The following is a 19,923-nucleotide window of genomic DNA, read 5'->3' as shown; positions in this document are numbered from 1 at the left end:
TTGTCGCACGGCGGGTAGGCGAACCATTCCATCATCAGAGAAACGCGCGGCCCTCACCCCGGTAGGTCGGGACGGCGTCGAGGATCTGCGCGCCCCGAACCAGGTACAACCGATCGAACCGCTCACACAGCTCGCCGGCCTTGGTGTGCCGGAAATACACCTTGTCGCCGATCTTCAGGCGCCGGGCCGCTTGCCCGGACAAGGGCGTCTGAACCTCACCGGTGCCTTCCATCGGGTCGAGCTTGAGCCCGCTCGGCAGATAGGGGGTCGGCATGCGATCCTTGGCGCCCACTCCGCTGGCCAGATAGCCGCCCCCGAGCGCGGTCACGGTGTCGGCGCCAGGCCGGCGGCAGACCGGCAACGCGAAGATCGCGCCCGGCTGCAAGGCGAACGTCGAATACGAGTCGAACAGCGTCGGGGCGTAGAACCCGGAGCCGGCGGTGGCCTCGGTGATCGCCGGCTCCTGGGCGACCAGCTGAAGGTCGCCGGTACCGCCGGCGTTGACGATCTTGATGTCGGCGACGTCACGCACCAGCTCGACGGCGCGGGCGCGACGTTCCCGCAACTCCGCGAAGGACCGCCGCTGCATCCACCGCACGGCCGCGTTCTGGGCGGACTTGCCCGCCACGTTGTCGCCGAACCCGGCGATGTGGCCCTCGTAGGACATCAACGCCACCAGGGTCACCGACGGGCGGCGCGCGATCTCCACCGCGAGCGCTCGGGCCTGTTCCGGCGTGTGTAGCGGTGACCGTTTGGGCCCGATTTTCACTCGTCCGCCGGCTCGCCAGTAGCCGGCGTCGAGGTCCAGGCACAGCCGCACCGGGTGTGCGGTCGCGCTTTCGATCAGGTCGAGGTGCTCGACGCTGTCGACCATCACGATCGGCGCCCGTTCGGGGTCCGCGGCCGTCAGCTCGCCCAGCTTGGGCAGTGCCGCCCGATCGGTCGTTGGATAGGCGAGGAGCAGGTTGTCGAAGCCGTGCTCGGCCAGCCAGAGAGTCTCGGCCAGCGTGAAGGTCATCAGCCCGTCGAAGCGAACGTTGGAGTCAAGGATTTCGCGCTGTAAAGGCCTGCACCGCAACGACTTCGACGCCACTCGGATCGGCTTGTCACCCGCGCGGGACAGCAGCTGACCGGCATTGGCCCACATCGCGTCGAGGTCGACGAAGGCAAACGGCGCGTCCAGGGCGGCGAATGCCTGCTCGTAGCGTTGCAGCCGGCCGTGCGGGTCGAGCCTGACCGGCTCGTCGGCACGCTGCTCGCGACCCACCTCAGGCACGCCGCCACCTTACTGAACGCGGCGGACTCTGGCAGCAGATCGGTGATGTTCCGGCACGGCGGTGAACACGCCGAATGGTGTGCCCGCTGCGCCTTTTCGATTGTCTTCGATTGTCCGAGGCGGTCCCCGCCGAATTAGGCCGACCCGTTCGTCCCGTTTTGGCCGAAGAGGAATCCGCCGGCGCCGCCGTTGCCCCCGGCGGCCAAGCCGGTGCCGTTTCCGCCGTTGCCGCCGTTGCCGATGATTACCGCGCTGCCGCCGTTGCCGCCCGCGCCGACGCCGCCGGGTGCGCCGTTACCGCCGGCACCGCCGTTGCCGAAGAACACCGCACCCGATCCGCCGGAGCCGCCGGCACCCTGGCCGCCCGCGCCGCCGGTGCCGCCGGCACCGCCGTTGCCGAAGAAAAACGAACCGTTGCCGCCCTGACCGCCGCTGCCGACACTGGTGCCGCCACCGGCGCCGCCGTTGCCACCGGTACCGCCGTTGCCGAAGATCAGGCCGCCGTCGCCGCCGTCGCCGCCGCTGGCATACAGCGCCCCGTTGGTGCTGGTGGCCCCTCCATTGCCGCCGTTGCCGCCCGTCCCGAACAGATATCCGGAGCGACCGCCATTGCCGCCGATGCCGCCCACCGGCTGCGAGGTGACCGGCACCGCGGCCGTGGTTCCGGCGCCGATACCACCGCCGTTGCCGCCGACGCCGCCGATCCCGAGCAGCTGGGCATCGCCACCGGCGCCGCCGAAGCCACCCGAGCCGGCGAAGCCGGTGGTCACGCCGGCGCCACCATTGCCACCGAGCGCACCGTTGCCGCCGGATCCACCGTTGCCCAACAGCAGACCACCGGGGCTTCCGGTACCGCCGAGACCACCGATACCACCCTGGCCGCCCTGGGCGCCTCCCGTGCCACCGTCGCCCCCCAGCCCGCCGTCGCCGCCGACCGCGCCATTGCCGAACAGGCCGGTGGCGCCCCCGTTCCCACCGGACCCGCCATGGCCGCCGAAGCTGGCGAACAGTCCGTCGCCGGCCCCGCCCGCACCGCCGACGCCCCCGGCGCCCGGAGCGCCGTACAGCAGTCCGCTCTGTCCGCCGAGACCGCCCATGCCGCCGTAGCCACCCACGCTCTGGACCGTCGCGTTGCTGAGGCCGCCGGCCCCGCCGGTCCCGCCCGCGCCGCCGACGCCGAACAACGCCGCTGCCCCGCCGCCGGCACCCCCGGACCCGCCGACACCGCCCGCGGGGATGATGGTCGGCGAGGGGCCGATGGCCGGCGCGGCTCCCCCGATTCCGCCGTTTCCGCCCGCGCCGCCCAAGCCGTAGATCAGCCCGGCGCCACCACCGTTGCCGCCGTTGCCGCCGGTGGTGCCGACGCCACCGGCCAGTGGCGCAGGGCCGCCATTGCCGCCGGCGCCACCGGCACCGCCGTTGCCCCACAGCAAGCCGCCGTTGCCTCCGGCGCCGCCGTTGAACCCATTGAGACCGGCGGTGGTGGAGTTCCCCGCGGCTCCACCGGCGCCGCCGTTGCCCCACAAGCCGGCGTTGCCGCCGTTGCCGCCGCCCTGGTTGATGCCGCCGGACCCGCCGTTGCCGCCGTTGCCGATCAAGATCCCGCCATCACCGCCGCTCTGCCCGGTTCCGTTTATTCCATCGGCGCCGTTGCCGATCAGTGGACGTCCGAATAGCGCCTGGGTGGGCGCGTTGATCAGGTCGAGCAGGTCCTGCTGCAAGGATTGTGCAGCCGAGGCATTGGCGGCCTCGGCGAGGGAATACGAGTTCGCTCCCGCGGTGAGCAGCCGTACAAACTGCTCGTGGAATGCCGCGGCCTGGGTGCTGAGCAGCTGATAGGCCTGGGCATGCGCCCCGAACAGGGCAGCGATCGCGGCTGACACCTCGTCGGCACCGGCCGCCAGCACTGCCGTCGTTGGCGCGGCAGCCGCGAAGTTGGCCGCGCTTATCGACGAACCAACGCTCACCAGATCCGTTGCCGCCGCCGCCACCAGTTCTGGGGCCGCGATGAGATACGACATCAGGGACCTCCCACCACCTCACGGAAACCCGGCGGTCGCCCGGTCGCCATCAACCCTCGGCAAAGGGTATCGCCATCGGGTCAGCACACCCCGCATTTCCGGTAGACCTACCGATCGTTTCGCCGGATGGCCCCGAAGTGTTTCAGCGATCTCGCCGCTGCCGGGGGCCGGCGCCGCCGGACGGCAGGGACCGCCCTAAGAAGGTTTGGTCTCGGCGAATTCGCAGAATGCGGTGTAGGCCCGAGCGCCGTAGATGGTGGCCGGTCCGCCATGCATGAGGATGGTGACACCGATCGCCTCGGCGGCTTCCTCGGCGGTGGCACCGGCGCGGGCCGCGGCCTGGGCGTGGGAGGCGATGCAGCCGTCGCACCCCTGTACCACCCCGATCGCCATCGCCATGAGTTCCTTGACCTTACGGCTGAGGGCGCCGTCGGTGAGCGCGGCGCCGCTGAGGGCCGCAAATCCCTTGTAGACGTCCGGAATCTGGCTGCGAAGCGCTCGGTGTTGCGGCCGCAGCTCCTCGAGGACCTCGTGATGGTAGTGGTCTGACATCAGCCTCGTACCCCTTCGGGTGGTTGTGGGAACCTCAGGGTCGCAAGGGTACCGATTACGCCTGCGAGCGTTCGGCCGCCTTGTCCGAGCGTTGCAGCTCGTCGATGACGGCTTGGATCCGGCCGGTGACTTCATCGGCGATCGGGGCGAGCTTGGGTTCACCGGTGACATCAGCCAACAGCCGCGGGTTCATCGCTTCGACGACGGTGGTGCCGGCCTTTTCGGGGTCCGATCGCACCACCACATTGCAGGGCAGCAGAGTGCCGATCTGGCGGGTCGCCTCGATTGCACGGTGCGCCAGCGGCGGATTGCAGGCGCCCAGGATCAGGTAGTCCTCCATGTCTTCGTCGAGTTTGGCCTTCAGGGTTGCCTTCACGTCGATCTCGGTCAAGACGCCAAAGCCTTGCTGCGCCAGCGCCTCGCGGGTGCGCTTGACCGCCTCGTCGAAGCCGGTGTGCAAGGTGGCCGACAATGCAATATCCATCTCCACTATCTCCTCTATCTTTTCGGACATTCTCTTCGGATTCTTGTAGCAACCTCTGTTCAGGCCAGCGCCAGGAAAAGCTTTTCCAACTCGGCTTCACTCAGCGGCGCGGCACCGTCGGACTGGGCTCCGGTGATGCATTCCCGTAGTCCGGTGGCAACAATCTTGAACCCGGCCCGGTCGAGCGCCCGCGACACCGCGGCAAGCTGGGTAACAACCTCTTTGCAGTCGCGACCTTGCTCGATCATCGAAATCACGCCGGCAAGCTGCCCTTGGGCGCGCCGCAGCCGGTTCAGTACCGCAGCCATGCTGTCTTGATCACCAATCACGGTGGATCCTCCCGTCTCATCGGTCTTATTCACCATAGTACCCCGGGGGGTATGAATTGCCAGCTGCGGCACCTGGGAATATACCCCCACGGGTATCTGTTCTTAGCAGCAGTATCCCCGGATGGAAGGACCGACAATGGCCACCGTCAATCTAACCCACGACACATTCGAGAGCACGGTTACCAACAATCAGCTTGTGCTGGTTGACTTTTGGGCCGCCTACTGCCGTCCGTGCCAGGCGTTCGCCCCGATCTACGAAAAGTCCGCACGAGCCCATCCCGACGTCGTGCACGCCAAGGTCGATACCCAGGCCGAGCGCGAACTGGCCGCGGCGGCGGGCATCCGCTCAATTCCCACCATCATGGCGTTTCGTGACGGCGTGCTGGTCTACAGCCAGGCCGGCGCCCTGCCGCCTGCGGTGCTGGAGAACCTGATCGGCCAGATGAAATCGCTGGACATGGCTACGGTGCGCGCCAAGATCGCCGCACGCCAGGCAGCCGCTGCCCGGTAGCCGGCTGCTCGGTACCCGGCCCCTCTCACAGGATCGCGTTGAGATCCTTGGCCCGTGCGATGTCGTCCCAGTCCACGTCGATCTCGAGCAGAATCTCCTCGGTGTGCTGGCCATGCTCGGGGGCACGCGCGGGACCCGGCGGCATTTCGTTGAATTGAACCGGCGCGGCCACGATCCGGTACGGCTCGCCGTGGTCATCGCGGTTGGTCACCACGTACCCGTTGGGTTCGACCTGAGGATCGTTGAGCGTCTCCCGTGGCGTCGCCAGGGCTGCCCACACACCCGGTTCGTCCTCGAGAACCTTCTGCCAATGCGCGAGATCGTGGCCGGCGAAGGCAACGGCGAAGATCTGCGTTGCCTCGGCCGCGTTGGCAATGAGGTTGCGCGACGGCACGAACCGCTCGTCAGCGGCCAGCTCGGCAAGTCCCATCCGCCGGCAAAAGCCGGCCCAGTATTTGTCGGGTTGCAGGAACACCAGCTGAATCCACCTGCCGTCCCTGGTCTGGTACCGATTCACCAGCGGATTGATGGCCAACCCGGGCGGCGCCCCGGGAATGCCGTCGATATCGAAGAAGTCCGCCGCCGAAATCGACGGCGCGATGGCCCACATCGCCTGAGCCAGTAGTGACGAGTCGACGATGCACGGCTCTCCGGTGCGTTCGCGGTGAAACAACGCGGCACACACCCCACCGGCCAGCGTTGCCCCGCCCTGCAGGTCGCCGAACGCCGGCCCCTGCACAGCCGGCGTCTCGCTGCCGAACGGGGTGAGGGTGTAGGCCACCCCACCGCGCGCCAGGTAGGTGGCGGCATCGAAGCCACCGCGATCGCGATCCGGGCCGCGCACGCCCAGCCCCGTTCCTCTGGCGATGATGATCTTGGGATTGAAGGAGCGGATCTCCTCGACGGTCAGCCGGGCGCGCTCGAGGGCGCCGGGCAGCCAATTGGTCAGAAACACATCGGCACTGGCCAGCAGGCGGCCGAACAGCTCACGGCCGGTCTCGGATTTGATGTCCATCGCGATGCTGCGCTTGCCACGGTTACCCAACTCGAGGATGAAGTCGGCGTCGACCCGGGCCGCCTCACGAGTGAAACCACCCACCACCAATGCCCGGCCGGGATCACCCGCCGCGACACCCTCCACCTTGATCACGTCGGCGCCCCAATCCGACAGGACGGCACCGGCTGACGGTACGTAGGTCCACGACGCCAACTCGACAACCCGGACACCGCTGAGTACCCCTGCCATCGCAATCCCCTCGGCCGCCGCAGCTATTCCTTGCTATTTTAGATATTCTAGCTAGCGTAGCGGATGGCGATATCCCGGCTGCAGGCACGCGCGGTTCTTCGGAAGAGATGCGATGGGAACCACCAACGGTTCGACGCCGGCGTCGTTGGCCGCTGCCGCAGCCCGGCCGTGCTCGGTGCCAGCGCCGCGCGGGCAGCGAAAGGCTTTGACTCCCAATGTGGGTCGTCGGTGTAGGGACGCGGACAAGGGGCGGCGATGAGCCGGATAGCGGGCCGGGTAGCCGGCAAGGTGGCGGTGATCAGTGGCGCGGCGCGCGGGCAGGGCCGCTCGCATGCACGGTTGCTTGCCGCAGAGGGCGCCGACATCCTCGCGGTGGACTTGTGCGCCGATATCGAGACGAACGAGTATCCGCTGGCCCGGCCGGAGGACCTGGACGAGACGGCGCGTCTGGTGGAAAAAGAAGGCCGGCGGGTCATCACCGCGATCGCCGACGTCCGCGACCGCGCGGCCTTGTCGACGGCGATCGACAACGCGGTGTCCGAATTGGGCCGTCTCGACATCGTGGTCGCCAACGCCGGCATCTGCCCGCTCACCGCCGGCCTGCCGCCGCAGGCCTTCGCCGACGCCGTGGACGTGGACCTGGTGGGGGTGCTCAACCTGGTGCATGCCAGCCTCAAACACCTACGCGCCGGCGCGTCGATCATCGTCATCGGTTCCAATGCGGCATTCATGTCGTCGATGAACACCACCGGCATCGACGGCGGCCCCGGCGGAGCCGGCTATGCCTTCGCGAAAATCGCTGCGGCGCACTACGTCAACGACTTCGCCCGGACGCTGGCTCCGTTCTCCATCCGGATGAACGCGGTACACCCGACCAACGTCAACACCGACATGTTGCACAGCGCTCCCATGTACCGGGCCTTCCGGCCGGACCTGCCCAACCCCACTCGCGAGGACGCCGAACCGGTTTTCCCGGTGGTGCAAGCGATGCCGATTCCCTATGTCGAACCCGAGGACATCAGCGAGGCCGTGTTGTTTCTCGCCTCCGATGCGGCCCGCTATATCACCGGCCAGCAGCTGCGGGTGGACGGCGGCGGCTTCCTCAAGGTCAAGCCGTGGTCCGGCGGGTGATCGCGATGAGATCAATTCACCTGCGGCACATGGGACTTGGAGACACACCGTGACCCTCGACCGTTTCGGCGACTTCCGCCGCCGCCTCTATGAGCTGATGGTGCTGATGAAAACGGCCGATGACCGGCTGGCCAAGGGCATCAGCACCGGGGAGTTCATCTGCGTGTACTGGCCGTCGCGCGGCCAGGAAGCCATCGCCGCGGCGATGGGTGTGGTGTTGCGGACCGACGATCAGCTGGTGACGACCTACCGCGGGCTGCATGATCTGATCGGCAAGGGAGTGCCGCTGCAGGAGATCTTCGGGGAGATGCTGGGACGCACCGTCGGTGCCAGCCGCGGCAAGGGCGGCACCATGCATATCGCCAATCCGGCCGTAGGCGTGATGCTTTCGACCGGCATCGTCGGCGCCGGGCCGCCGGTGGCCGTCGGGCTGGCGCTGGCCGGCAAGCGCAAAGGGCTGGATCGCGTCACGGTGGTCAGCTTCGGCGACGGCGCCACCAACACCGGCTCCTTCCACGAGGCGGCCAACATGGCCGCGCTCTGGAACCTGCCCGTGGTATTCGTATGCCAGAACAACCGGTACGCGGAGATGACACCCACATCCGCCACGATGAAGCTTGAACATGTCGCGGAACGTGCCGCCGGCTACGGCATGCCGGCCGTCCGCGTCGACGGCAACGACCCGCTGGCGGTGAGGTCAGCACTTGACAAGGCGGTGGAGGCCGCCCGGGGCGGCGGCGGCCCCACCTTCATCGAGTGCGTGACGTTTCGCTTCCGCGGCCACTACTTCGGTGACCGGATGCCTTACATACCAAAGGACGAGCTGGCAGCGGCCATGGCCGCCGACCCGGTGCCGCGGTTCCGCAACCACCTCCTCGAAACCGGAATCTACGGCGAGAACGAGCTCAGCGGCATCGACCACGACGCGCTGCTGCAGGTGGATTCGGCGTTGCGCGCGGTCATGAGCGCCGGTGCGCCGTCCCTCGACGAACTCGAACGTGACGTATACGCAACGCCGCTCGGGTTTCCGGTGTGAGGCACGGCAGATGACCGAACAAGAGATGACGATGCGCGAGGCGCTCAACCTCGCACTCGATCAGGCGCTACAGGCCGACGACCGGGTGTTCCTGCTCGGCGAGGACATCGCCGATCCCGGCGCGTCCGGGCCCACCGCTGGCCTGTCGACAAAGTACGGCCACGACCGGGTCGTGGACGCCCCGATCTCGGAAGCCGCGATCGTGGGTGCGGCGATCGGCGCGGCGGTAGACGGGATGCTGCCGGTAGCCGAGATCATGATCATGGATTTCATCGGCATCGCCGCCGACCAGTTGATCAACCATGCCGCCAAGCTGCGCTTCATGACGGGCGGACGCACCACGGCGCCGATCACCGTACGGACCCAGGTATACGCCGGATTGGGCACCGGCGCCACGCATTCGCAGACGTTGGAGGCGTGGTTCATGCACATCCCCGGGATGAAGGTGATCGTGCCGTCCACCCCGCGGGATGGCAAGGGCCTGCTGACCGCCGCGATCTTCGACGAGGACCCGTGCCTGTTCGTCGAAACCATCCGCCTGCAAAGCAAACGCGGACCCGTCCCCGTCGACCCGGGTTTCTCGATCCCGTTGGGTCAGGCCGATATCAAGCGGACGGGCACCGACGTGAGCCTGATCGGCTACGGGCGCAGTGTGCACGACGCGCTCGCGGCCGCGGCCACCCTGCAGGAACAGGGGGTCAGCGCCGACGTCGTCGACCTGCGCACCCTGGTGCCGCTCGATGTCGAGACCGTCGTCGAATCCGTCCGTCGCACAAGACGAGCCGTCGTGGTGCACGACGCGGTGCAATTCGGCGGGCCCGGGGCGGAGATCGCCGCGATCCTGCAATCGCAACTGTTCGGCGAACTCGCGGCGCCCGTGGAGCGGGTCGGTGCGCGGTTCGTCCCCAACCCGGCCGCCGCCGCGCTGGAGGCGCAGGTGTATCCCTCGCCGGCACGAATCGTCACGGCCGCGCAGCGGACCCTGAACAGGACGGGAGTGCATGGCTGACTTCGTCATTCGCATCCCGCGCGTGTCGGTCGCGGTGTCCGAGGCCGAACTCGTCGAACTGCTCGTCGAAAGCGGCCAGCATGTCGAGGAGGGCACCCCGATCTACGTCGTCGCAACCGAGAAGGCCGAACAGGAAGTCGAGGCCGGCGCGTCCGGCACCGTGCAGTGGACCGCGGCCGCCGGTGGGACCTACGACATCGGCGTTCAGATCGGCGTCATCACCTCATAACCCAGGAGAAGGCATGGACCTCAAGGAAACTCGCGAACGCATCATCTACGAGAAGACCGGCGCGATAGCGCGGGTCACGCTGAACTGGCCCGAGAAGGCCAACGCCCAGGACCAGAAACTTGCCGAGGAGGTCGACGCCGCGCTGGCCGACGCGGACCGCGATTACGACATCAAGGTGCTGATCCTCAAGGCCAACGGCAAGGGTTTCTGCTCGGGACACGCGATCGGCAACAACGCGGTCGACTATCCGGCGTTCGTCGAGGGTGCAAAGGTGATGGGCACGCCGTGGAAGCCGCAGTCCGACTTGTTCGTCAAGCCGGTGCTCAATTTGTGGGAGTTCGCCAAACCGACGATTGCCCAGGTCCACGGCTACTGCGTGGGCGGGGGCACGCACTACGGGTTGACCACCGATATCGTCATCGCCGCCGAGGACGCCTACTTTCAGTACCCACCGCTGCAGGGCTTCGGCATGCCGTCGGGCGAATGCTCGATCGAACCCTGGGTGTTCATGAATTGGCGGCGGGCATCGTATTACCTGTACCTGAACGAAGTCATCGACGCGCAGAAGGCGTTGGCGGTGGGTCTGGTCAACGAGGTGGTCCCCCGCGATCAACTCGACGCCCGGGTGGAGGCGATCGCGCGGCACATCGCGCAGGCTCCGCTGACGACGCTGTTGGCGACCAAGGCCAACATCAAACGCGCCTGGGAGCTGATGGGCATGCGGGTGCACTGGCAAAGCTCCAATGACCTGGTGGCGCTGGCGTCGATCAGCGCCGACGTACAGGCTCTGGTGCAGCAGGTGCTGAAGGGCAAGATCAAGCCCGCCGAGATGGCGCGCCGCCAGGCGACCGCGGCGGAGTCGACCGACGGCGCTCCGGCCACATGACGTCGTGGCGAACCGACACCGATGAACCTGACCGACCACGCCAGTAGCGCAGCACCGGCACTTGTCGTGGGTGACGGGGCGGGCATCTCGTATGCGGAGTTGCATGCCCGCAGCCGCCGCGTCGCCGCGCTGCTGCACGAAGCGGGGTTCAGGCGCGGCGACGGTGTGGCCCTGCTGCTGTCGAATCGCCCGGAGTTTCTCGAAATCACCTGGGGCTGCCAGCTTTCCGGGCTCTACTACACGCCGGTGAACACCCACCTCACCTTGGACGAGGTGGCCTACATCGTCGACGATTGCGAGGCCCGGGCGGTGTTCCTCGACTCGGCTTTTGCCGACCTGGCGGGCAAGCTGGCCGACAGCAGCCGCGTCCCGGTCTGCGTCGGCGGGTCGATACCCGGCTGGCATTCCTACCTCGACGCGCTGGCCGGCGCCGGCGACGATTTCCCGGCGTCCGACGGCAGCGAGATGCTGTATTCGTCGGGCACCACCGGCCGGCCCAAGGCGGTGCGCCGCGGCCTGCCCACCGCCAACGGTTCCTGGGCTCAGGCGGTTCTGGAGATGGCGCTCACCCGGCGCTACGCCCTGCGCCCGGCCAGCGTGTACCTGTCCCCCGCGCCGCTCTATCACGCCGCCGGGGTGAACTATGCCATGGCGGTCCACCGCGTCGGGGCCACCGTCGTCCTCATGGGCAAGTTCGACGCCGAGACGGTACTGCGGCTGATCGAGACCCATCGGGTCACCCACGCCCAGTTCGTGCCGACGATGTTCGTGCGCATGCTCAAGCTGCCCGAGGAGGTGCGGCGCGCGTATGACGTTTCCAGCCTGCAGTGCGTGCTGCACGCGGCCGCGCCCTGCCCGGTCGACGTCAAGCACCGAATGATGGCCTGGTTCGGGCCGATCATCCACGAATACTATGGGGGCACAGAGGGATTCGCCGGAACCACGATCGGCCCGCGGGAGTGGCTCGCCCACCCGGGTTCGGTCGGCAAACCATTGAGCCCGGTCCATGTCCTCGGCGACGACGGAACCGAGCTTCCCGTCGGGCACTGCGGTGAACTCTTTTTCGAGGGCGGCCCGCAGTTCGAGTACTTCAAAGATCCGGTCAAGACCGCGTCGGTGCGCAACGACCGCGGTTGGCGCTCGCTGGGCGACATGGGTTATGTGGACGAGGACGGATACCTCTATCTCACCGACCGCTCGACGTTCATGGTTGTCTCCGGCGGGGTCAACATCTATCCGCAGGAGGCGGAGAACCTGTTGGTGATGCACCCCAAGCTCGTCGACGCCGCGGTGTTCGGCGTTCCCAACGATGAATACGGCGAGGAGGTCAAGGCCGTGGTGCAGCCGGTGGACGAGGTTGGGGCGGGACCCGAGCTGGAGGCCGAGCTGATCGACTACTGCCGAACGCACCTGGCCGGCTACAAGTGCCCGCGCAGCGTCGACTTCACCGCGAAGCTGCCCCGCGACCCCAACGGAAAGCTGTACAAAAGGCGCATCCGCGAACGGTATTGGCAAGGCCGCACGTCGCGAATCATGTGAGCGAGGGAAGCCAGATGGTGAACATTGAGGTGAACTGGACACCGCTGCCGGTGCCATGGGCGGTCCAGACCGCCGACCGGATCCCCAAGCAGCGCTACTACGACGCCGAGTTCTACGCGCTGGAGGCCGAGAAGTTCTGGCCACGCGTGTGGCAGATGGCCTGCCGGCTCGAAGAGATCCCCCAGCCGGGCGACTTCGTGGAGTACCAGATCCTCGACGAGTCGATCATCGTGGTGCGGGTGGATGCCGACAACGTGCGGGCCTATCACAACGCCTGCCGGCACCGCGGGGTAAAGCTGGTGGAGGGCAACGGATTCCGGCGCACCTTCGTGTGCCCCTTCCACGGCTGGTGCTGGGCCATCGACGGACGCAACACCTATGTGGCCCGGCCGGAGGTGTTCGGCGAGCACAACCTGTGCCCGCAGGATCTTCAGCTGGTGTCGGTCCGGTGCGAACTGTGGGGCGGGTGCGCGTGGATCAACCTCGACGACGCCGCACCCGCGTTGCGCGCCTGCCTGGAGCCTTTCGCCTCGATCTACGACGCCTGGAAGGTCGAGTCGCTGCGCACCGAGTGGTGGCTGTCGTGCCGGCTTCCGGTGAATTGGAAGCTGGCCACGGCGGCGTTCATGGAGGGCTATCACGTGCCGCAGACCCATCCGCAGCTGCTGCCGTCGGCGCAGGGCAACGGTACGTCCGCGCCGGGCACACGCCCGGTCATCGCCAGCAGCCTGTATTTTATGCGGACCCTCGGCGCGGGCATGGGCGGCATGACCCACGCCAACGACATCCGCATCGCCGAAGGCCTGCAGAACGTCGAGTTGCCGGACGATCCCGCCGAGGCGATGACTGCCTGGCGCGCCACGCTCAACGACGCCGTCGTCGCCTGGCATCGCGCCCGCGGATGCGATGTTCCCGACCTCAACGAGTTGGCGCGCCGCGGCATTGTCGACGCGATCGGGTTCGGCTTTCCGCATTACTTCCTGTTGCCGCAATACAGCAGCGCTTCCTCGTACCGGGTTCGTCCGCTGGGGCCGGAGGAGACGTTGTTCGAGATCTGGTCGCTCATCCGGATTCCGCCCGATCAGGTCACCGGCAAGCCCACCCCACCGGAACCGATGGCGCCCGATGACCCGAGCTGGCCGCCAATTCCCGCGCAGGACTTCTCCAACCTGCCGCGGCAGCAGAAAGGGCTGCGCTCCAAGGGTTTCGAGTACATGCGGTTGTCGAACCAGATCGAAGGGCTGATCTCGAACTTCGAGCGGGTCATCGACGGATTCCTGGCCGGGTTGCCCTACGACACGCTGCTGCCCGCGATTGCGCAGACCAACACCACCATCGACGTGCCGATCGCCGATTTGGGCCTCGCTGCGGGCGTTTCGGCGGCACAATGAGCGCGCGGTGGGACCGCTCGGTCGACCTGCTCATCGCAGGAAGCGGCGGGGGCGGCATGGTGGCGGGGCTGGCCGCACTCGACCGCGGGCTCGAGCCGCTCATCGTCGAGAAGCAGCACCTGGTCGGCGGCTCGACGGGTCTTTCCGGCGGTATCGTCTGGCTGCCGAACAACCCGCTGATGCGGGCCGACGGCATCGCCGACACCTACGAAGACGGTCTGGCCTACCTTGCCGACGTGGTCGGCGACATCGGCGCGGCGTCTTCGGCTGCCCGCCGGGAGACGTTCCTGTCAGCGGGCTACGAGATGCTCGATTTTCTTGTCCACAAAGGTGTTCGGCTGATCCGTTGCGCCGGCTGGAGCGACTACTACCCGAATCATCAGGGCGGCAACGCCGCCGGCCGTGCCGTCGAGGGAGTTCCGTTCGACGCTGCTGTCCTGGGGGCCTGGGGCGACAAGCTGCAGCCGCCGCTGGCCAAGAATTACGGCTACGTGGTGCTGACCAACGAGTTGCGCTCGCTGCAGTACTTCAACCGGTCGACACGTGCCTTCGCCGTAGCAGCCCGAGTGTTTCTGCGCACCCGCGCCGCCCGGGTCCGCGGCCGCCAAATCCTCACCAACGGAGCATCATTGATCGGCCAGATGCTCAAGGTGCTGCTTGACCTCAGCGATGGCCGGCCCACGTTGTGGACCAACGCCGCCATGGAGGACCTGATCGTCGAGGACGGCCGGGTGGTCGGGGCGCGCGTCATCCGCGACGGTATTCCGGTCGGTATCGAGGCGCGCAAGGGAGTCCTGTTGGCGGCCGGCGGCTTTGGCCACAACGCCGAGATGCGACGGCAATACAGTGGCGATCAGCCCAACGACGGTAAGTGGTCGATCGCCAATGCCGGCGACACCGGAGAGGTGCTGCGCGCCGCGGTGCGGTTGGGCGCGCAAACCGGCCTGCTGGACGAAGCGTGGTGGCTCCCTTCGGTGTTCATTGCCAACGGCGGTGCGGCGGCGGCGTCGCTGGGCTCGGGACGACAACGGCCGGGAGCCGTCTACGTCGACTTGGCCGGCCGGCGGTTCTGCAACGAGTCGAACTCCTACGTCGAAGTGGGCAAGGCGATGTACGCCGCCAAGGCGGTGCCGTGCTGGATGATCTTCGACCACGGCTACATCCGCCGGTACGTCACGGGCACCAACCCGCTCAACCGACGCCTGCCGCCCGAATTCATCGACAGCGGCGCCGTCAAGCGCGGTGACACCATCGGCGACCTGGCCCGCCAGATCGGTGTGCCCGTCGATGCGCTGACGCGAACGATTCAGCGGTTCAACCACTTTGCGGCCCAGGGCCTTGATCCCGACTTCGGCCGCGGTCAGTCGGCCTACAACACCTGCCTGGGCGATCCCGGATATCGGCCCAACGCCGCCCTCGGCCCGCTCAACCGCGCGCCCTACTACGCAACCAGAGTGTTTCCGGCGGACGTCGGCACCTGCGGAGGTGTGATCACCAACGAGCACGCCCAGGTTCTCGACGAGCACGACCGGGTGATCGAGGGCCTTTACGCCACCGGCAACACCACCGCGACGGTGATGGGACGAACGTATCCTGGGGCCGGAGCGAGCATTGCGAACTCGATGGTGTTCGGCTATGTTGCCGCCCGGCACGCCGCCGCCCGCTAGTTGGCTGCGCGAGCAGACAGAGAATCGCACGCCGAAGGCCCGCGCAATGCGATTCTGTGTCTGCTCGCGCTAGGAGTCGTCGCCGGCGACGAAATCGCGCGGCTTCATTCCGGACTGCATCAGCTCGGCCCGACGCGCCTGAACATCGGATGCGGCGCCGACCATGTTGGTCAGAATATGGCTGACCTGCAGGTGCACCCGCATTCCCATCAGTTCCCAGGCCCGCTTCACGTTGTTCTTCACCGCCATCAGCGTCGTGAGCGGGATCTGCGCGATCTTGCGCGCCATCTCCTCGACGGTGGCTTCCAGGTCCTCGCGGGGCACCACCCGGTTGAGCAGACCCCAGTCGAGGGCCTGTTGCGCCGACAGGGTCGGCGCCAGCAGCAGCCAGTCCATGGTGCGGTGCCAGTTCATCAGCAACCACGGCTCGATCATGGTGTGCCCGCCGGGCTCTCCCAGGCTTTGGGCAAGCGGCATCTGGAAATACGCGTCCTCGGAGGCGACGCAGAAGTCGGTCAACAGGCCCAGATAGATGCCGCCGCCCATGCAGTAGCCGTGGATCTGGGAGATCGTCGGCTTGGGGAACTCCCACAGGTACAGGGTGGGCCACAGGAACAGGTCGGCGGTGCCCTTGTACAGGTCCTCGAAGGTATTGCCGAAATCCGGGTAGGGGTTTTCGTCCGGATCCCAACGCGCCACGTGCCCGCCGCAGAAGCCCTTGCCGTTGGCCTTCAGAATGACGACTTTGATCTCTCTATCGCGGTCGGCCTCATGCAGGCAGGCATCGACTTCGGTGACCAGGACCGCATCCTTGGTGTTGGCCTTGTCGACCCGATTCAGGATGATCCGCGCGATCGGCGGTTCGCGTTCGTAGATGATCGCTTCGAGGACGCGCCGTTCCATGCTGGTGACAGTACCGGACGCGTGAACAGCCGAGCGCCGCCTACAGCGAACGGCTGATGATCTCTTTCATGATTTCGCTTGTGCCGCCGTAGATCTTGGTCACTCGTGCGGCCGCATAGGCGCGCGCGATGGGGTATTCCATCATGTAGCCGTAGCCGCCGAAGAACTGCAGGCACCGATCGACGATGTCGACCGCCTTGTCCGCGGCGATCAGCTTGGCCATCGACGCCGTGGCCGGGTCGTTGTTGCCGTCGATGTACTGCTGCACGCAGTGGTCGACGGTCGTCTTGATCGACAGCGTCTCGGCCTTGAGCTGCGCCAACTCAAACCTGCTGTGCTGGAACTTGATCAGCGGGCGCCCGAATGCCTCCCGCTGCCTGGTGTAGCGGATCGCCTCGAGCACCGCGCATTCGGCCAAACCGGCGCACTGCGAGGCGATGACCAGTCGCTCCCGGGCCAGCTGCTCCATCAGCTGGTAGAAGCCCAGCCCCTCGTTGTCGCCGAGCAGGTTTGCCGCCGGCACGCGCATGTCCGAGAAGAACAACTCCCGGGTGTCCTGGCCATGCTGGCCGATCTTTTCCAGGACCCGGCCACGCTCGAAGCCGTGCAGATTCTCGTCGGTCTCGGCGACGATCAGGGAAACCCCGGCCGCGCCGGCCGCCGGATCCGTCTTGGTGACGATGATCAGCAGATCACAGTGAGTTCCGTTGGAAATGAAGGTCTTCGAACCGTTGATCACATAGTGTGAGCCGTCGCGGACGGCGGTGGTGCGGATCCCCTGCAGGTCGGAGCCGGCGCCGGGCTCGGTCATCGCGATCGCCAGCACGGCGTCGCCGCTGATGACCCCGGGCAGCCAACGTTGCTTCTGTTCCTCAGTGCCGTAGGCGTTGAGGTAGTGCGCGGCGATCGGTGAGTGCACCGCCCACCCCGAGGAGGTATCGTGCGCCAGTGCCTGCTCTTCGGCGAAAACCGCGGAATAACCGAAATCGCCACCGGCGCCGCCGAACCGCTCGGGCAGGTCCAGCCCGAGCAACCCCGCGTCGCCCAGCTTGTTCCAATACTCACGATCGACCTGATGCTCGCGGGCCCAGCGTTCTTGGTTGGGGGTGGACTCCTTGAGCAGGAACTCGGCAGCGTACTTGCGCAGCTCGCGATGTTGATCGGTTTCCCAACTAGCCCGGTAGGCCGGGAAAAGCTCGGACATGGCTGCCCCCTGATGTTGCTCCGCGCAATATCGGTTCAGGTTCGCATAGTTTTCGATCGTTGGCGGTGGATTCGGCGAAAAGCACCGCCATGTTCCCCGGCCGCCGCCGGCGCCGTTGCCGCCGAGGACATCCGGACCGGGTTTGCCGAGGCCGTCGCCGCGGCACCACCTGGCACCCGAAAGTTGCGACTAGGGCGCTGATATCACTGCAGCACAAGAGATTGCGCAGTTGCGGCCCACCGAGCCTGACGGTTAGGCCCGTGCCAACAGCCAGGCCTGCCCCTGGCCTTCCCCAGCGGCAATCACGTCCAGTCCGGCAAATGCCGCCCGCAGCTGGCCCCGCCCGGCGCGGAAGGGACCCGCAGCCGCGCCGACCTCACTGAGCACGGCGATGGCCAGCAACCCGCCCGGTGCCAAGCGTGCGACGATCGGCCGGTCCAGGCGGGGATCCAGGAACTTATGGCAGACGATCACGTCGACGGGTGGCCCCGGCGGTAAACCCGCATCCAGGTCGACAACATCGAATCGACAGCGATCGGCGACCCCGCAATGCGCGGCCAAATCCCGTGCCTGGCCAATCGCTACCGGAGAGACGTCCACTCCCCACACCTCTAACCCTCGGTGTGCTAACCAGACCGCGCCCAGTCCCGGACCGCAGGCCAGATCGAACGCCTTTCCCGCGGTAGGGAATACGTCCGTGTGACCCACGAAGGCGCCGGGCGGTCCGACGGCGCCGGGCGCCGGCGCTCCCAGGTCGGTGTAGCGCTCGTCCCAGCGGCGGCGATCCTGCTCGGCCACAAGCTCTTACACCGGCCCGATGTCCAGATACCCTGGCGCACCGGCCATGCCGACGGTCCATACGGATCGCCAACCGCGAAAAAATACCGGCAAGGTTGTCGCACTCAGGAAAAGCATTGTGCCCCAGCATTTCCCAGGTAAGCGACGATGGCGTTGGTCAACCCTCGGCGGGCTTGGTCGAGGTCGGAGTAGGTGCCCAGCTGTCTTTCGGAGGTGATGCCGCGCATGGCTCCCGGGATGAACGTGGCTACCTCGCGTACCCGGTCAGGATCGACATCCAGATCCGCGAATGCCTTCTGGCAGGCCATCGCCCAGCTTTGGTGCCAGGACGCCAGCTCGGCAGCGGTTCGGGGATAGTGCCGCTCAAGTTCGGCGCGGTTGTTGGGCAGTGCTCGGCGAAGCGTCTCGATCGCCCGGGAATCGCTGGAGGTCAGCCCCTCGTACAAGGTGTCGATGATGACCGAGACCCGCTCGTGCAGCGGACCGCCGGAGATGGCATTCGACGGCAACTCGCCGCGTCGCTGCGCGGTGCGGTGCAGCACTGCGGCCCAGAACCCGTCGATATCGCCGAATTGGTACTTGACCGCGCCCCAGGTAGCGCCGCTGTCTTTGGCGATGCGATTGGCCGACGCGGCTGCGGGGTCTCCGGAGGCCAGCGACCGTATCGCGGCCTCGAGCATGCTCTCCCGCGTCGCCAGGCCCCGCTTGTTGGCACGCCGCCCCGCTACGCCCGCTTCAGCCATTCATGCGATGTTAGTGGCTGCGCTCATCGCGCGGCTAGCACCGCACGCCAGCGAATTCTTGCCGGCGCGACGCGCGCTGCGGCCATCGGTTTTGGGCACCGCGGGATTTCAAACACCTTGCCGTTGAGGCGATTTGGCCTTCGATGGCTCTCAGGTGCCAGGCTGCCGGGAGGTGGGCTGAGCCCCGGGATTCGCGACGTCCGTCGTCGACGCCACGGTCGATGCCGGGCCCCGGTTACCGGCCACAACCCGGGAGCGCGAACTGACCGCTCAGCGCCTATAGTCCTGCTCGGATCACGTAAACGGCTCTCGACCGGCCGAGAGTGCCGCGGTTGCCGCCTCCGTTCTGGCCCGGCAATGCGCAGCTGGCGGTCAGTGCCCGAAGGAGGAATGCAGGTGTCGGGTCTGCGAGAGCTTGCGTTGGGCAGTGCGCCCGTCTTCGGCGGTGTCATGCTCGCCGTTGCGGCCGGGCAATTCAAGGGCGCCGACTTTCGCGGCCAGCTCAAGCAGGACATGGACCTGCTCGACCGGCTCCCCGCCGACGCCCCGCAACGCGCCGATCTGGAACGCACGATCAACGAACGCATCGATGATCTGGTGGACGCCGCCGACCGGAGTCGCGCGCTGCGTAAAGCCGCAATGTCCTACCAGGGCAACTGGCGCGACATCGTGCTGCTGCTGTGCGCGCTGCTGTTCACGATCATCTGGTGGGAAGTCAACCACAGCCGCAGCAACTGGCTGCCGACGTTCATCCTGCTGATCGTGCTGTCGGTGGTGGCGGCCGCTTACACGGTGCGCGGCGCGGTGCGCAGCGCCACGTCACTGACACGCAAACGCCACGGCGGCCAGTCACACGAACCGGCTTCCGGGTGAGCACGGCAGCGCCGAACCTAACATCGGTAAGTTACGTATTTTTGCAATATAAAGGGTCGGCAGGCATTGCCCCGCTCCCGGCGCCGGTGCCACGC

20 protein-coding genes are annotated in these 19,923 nt (G+C 67.1%); 10 read left to right on the top strand and 10 right to left on the bottom strand.

Annotated features, from left to right (window positions below):
• Window positions 1-34: 34 nt before the first annotated feature.
• The 5 genes from EET10_RS14165 to EET10_RS14145 form a co-directional block, all read right to left on the bottom strand.
• Window positions 35-1,276 (bottom strand): amino acid deaminase/aldolase, encoded by a 1,242-nt coding sequence (locus EET10_RS14165; protein ID WP_036403164.1) that lies wholly within the window; start codon window positions 1,274-1,276, stop codon window positions 35-37.
• A gap of 134 nt (window positions 1,277-1,410) precedes the next feature.
• Window positions 1,411-3,297, bottom strand: coding sequence for a PE family protein (locus tag EET10_RS14160; RefSeq protein WP_063468016.1), 1,887 nt, complete (start codon window positions 3,295-3,297; stop codon window positions 1,411-1,413).
• Between the two features lie 195 nt (window positions 3,298-3,492).
• A complete protein-coding gene (locus EET10_RS14155; protein ID WP_036403166.1) occupies window positions 3,493-3,849 on the bottom strand; it encodes a carboxymuconolactone decarboxylase family protein in 357 nt (118 codons plus the stop codon).
• 55 nt (window positions 3,850-3,904) lie between these two features.
• A complete protein-coding gene (locus tag EET10_RS14150; RefSeq protein WP_036403461.1) occupies window positions 3,905-4,333 on the bottom strand; it encodes a DUF302 domain-containing protein in 429 nt (142 codons plus the stop codon).
• A 59-nt stretch (window positions 4,334-4,392) separates the two neighbouring features.
• A complete protein-coding gene (locus EET10_RS14145; RefSeq protein WP_036403464.1) occupies window positions 4,393-4,662 on the bottom strand; it encodes a metal-sensitive transcriptional regulator in 270 nt (89 codons plus the stop codon).
• Window positions 4,663-4,798: 136 nt separating this feature from the next.
• Here EET10_RS14145 and EET10_RS14140 point away from each other — a divergent pair, with 136 nt between their 5' ends.
• The gene (locus EET10_RS14140) at window positions 4,799-5,173 is read left to right on the top strand and encodes a thioredoxin family protein (RefSeq protein ID WP_036403169.1); all 375 of its coding nucleotides are present in this window, start codon (window positions 4,799-4,801) and stop codon (window positions 5,171-5,173) included.
• 25 nt (window positions 5,174-5,198) lie between these two features.
• On the opposite strand, the gene EET10_RS14135 is transcribed toward EET10_RS14140, so the two are convergent.
• On the bottom strand, window positions 5,199-6,419 hold the full coding sequence (locus tag EET10_RS14135; protein ID WP_063468017.1) for a CaiB/BaiF CoA transferase family protein: 1,221 nt from the start codon (window positions 6,417-6,419) through the stop codon (window positions 5,199-5,201).
• A gap of 255 nt (window positions 6,420-6,674) precedes the next feature.
• Between EET10_RS14135 and EET10_RS14130 the strand changes: the two genes are divergently transcribed.
• The 8 genes from EET10_RS14130 to EET10_RS14095 all read left to right on the top strand — a co-directional run bounded on the left by EET10_RS14130 (window position 6,675) and on the right by EET10_RS14095 (window position 15,307).
• Window positions 6,675-7,550 carry a mycofactocin-coupled SDR family oxidoreductase gene (locus EET10_RS14130; RefSeq protein ID WP_036403171.1) on the top strand — a complete coding sequence of 292 codons (876 nt, stop codon included), beginning with the start codon at window positions 6,675-6,677 and terminating at the stop codon, window positions 7,548-7,550.
• A gap of 97 nt (window positions 7,551-7,647) precedes the next feature.
• Entirely contained in the window at window positions 7,648-8,586 is a 939-nt protein-coding gene (locus tag EET10_RS14125; RefSeq protein WP_081260730.1) for a thiamine pyrophosphate-dependent dehydrogenase E1 component subunit alpha, read from the top strand.
• A gap of 10 nt (window positions 8,587-8,596) precedes the next feature.
• Window positions 8,597-9,595 carry an alpha-ketoacid dehydrogenase subunit beta gene (locus EET10_RS14120; protein WP_063468018.1) on the top strand — a complete coding sequence of 333 codons (999 nt, stop codon included), beginning with the start codon at window positions 8,597-8,599 and terminating at the stop codon, window positions 9,593-9,595.
• Window positions 9,588-9,824: a biotin/lipoyl-containing protein gene (locus EET10_RS14115; protein WP_036403175.1), complete on the top strand. Its 237-nt coding sequence runs from the start codon at window positions 9,588-9,590 to the stop codon at window positions 9,822-9,824. The genes EET10_RS14120 and EET10_RS14115 overlap by 8 nt, the downstream gene beginning before the upstream one ends.
• 13 nt (window positions 9,825-9,837) lie before the next feature.
• Window positions 9,838-10,710 carry an enoyl-CoA hydratase-related protein gene (locus tag EET10_RS14110; protein ID WP_036403177.1) on the top strand — a complete coding sequence of 291 codons (873 nt, stop codon included), beginning with the start codon at window positions 9,838-9,840 and terminating at the stop codon, window positions 10,708-10,710.
• Window positions 10,711-10,731: 21 nt separating this feature from the next.
• On the top strand, window positions 10,732-12,249 hold the full coding sequence (locus tag EET10_RS14105) for an acyl-CoA synthetase (RefSeq protein WP_122502235.1): 1,518 nt from the start codon (window positions 10,732-10,734) through the stop codon (window positions 12,247-12,249).
• Between the two features lie 14 nt (window positions 12,250-12,263).
• The gene (locus tag EET10_RS14100) at window positions 12,264-13,640 is read left to right on the top strand and encodes an aromatic ring-hydroxylating oxygenase subunit alpha (RefSeq protein WP_063468027.1); all 1,377 of its coding nucleotides are present in this window, start codon (window positions 12,264-12,266) and stop codon (window positions 13,638-13,640) included.
• Window positions 13,637-15,307 (top strand): FAD-binding protein, encoded by a 1,671-nt coding sequence (locus EET10_RS14095; protein WP_099187286.1) that lies wholly within the window; start codon window positions 13,637-13,639, stop codon window positions 15,305-15,307. The genes EET10_RS14100 and EET10_RS14095 overlap by 4 nt, the downstream gene beginning before the upstream one ends.
• Window positions 15,308-15,376: 69 nt before the next feature.
• On the opposite strand, the gene EET10_RS14090 is transcribed toward EET10_RS14095, so the two are convergent.
• The 4 genes from EET10_RS14090 to EET10_RS14075 form a co-directional block, all read right to left on the bottom strand.
• Window positions 15,377-16,210, bottom strand: coding sequence for an enoyl-CoA hydratase-related protein (locus EET10_RS14090; protein ID WP_063468021.1), 834 nt, complete (start codon window positions 16,208-16,210; stop codon window positions 15,377-15,379).
• Window positions 16,211-16,250: 40 nt separating this feature from the next.
• Window positions 16,251-17,414 (bottom strand): acyl-CoA dehydrogenase family protein, encoded by a 1,164-nt coding sequence (locus tag EET10_RS14085; protein WP_036403187.1) that lies wholly within the window; start codon window positions 17,412-17,414, stop codon window positions 16,251-16,253.
• Window positions 17,415-17,666: 252 nt separating this feature from the next.
• On the bottom strand, window positions 17,667-18,212 hold the full coding sequence (locus tag EET10_RS14080; protein WP_122502234.1) for a class I SAM-dependent methyltransferase: 546 nt from the start codon (window positions 18,210-18,212) through the stop codon (window positions 17,667-17,669).
• A 104-nt stretch (window positions 18,213-18,316) separates the two neighbouring features.
• The gene (locus EET10_RS14075) at window positions 18,317-18,955 is read right to left on the bottom strand and encodes a TetR/AcrR family transcriptional regulator (RefSeq protein WP_099187284.1); all 639 of its coding nucleotides are present in this window, start codon (window positions 18,953-18,955) and stop codon (window positions 18,317-18,319) included.
• A gap of 390 nt (window positions 18,956-19,345) precedes the next feature.
• On the opposite strand from EET10_RS14075, the gene EET10_RS14070 reads away from it, so the two are divergent.
• Complete coding sequence (locus tag EET10_RS14070; protein ID WP_036403188.1) at window positions 19,346-19,828, top strand: hypothetical protein; 483 nt, start codon at window positions 19,346-19,348, stop codon at window positions 19,826-19,828.
• Window positions 19,829-19,923 lie beyond the last annotated feature (95 nt).

The organism is Mycobacterium pseudokansasii (assembly GCF_900566075.1).
GTDB lineage: Bacteria > Actinomycetota > Actinomycetes > Mycobacteriales > Mycobacteriaceae > Mycobacterium > Mycobacterium pseudokansasii.
The sequence above is the reverse complement of the archived record's forward strand: the minus strand, read 5'-3'. Positions and strand labels throughout refer to the sequence as shown.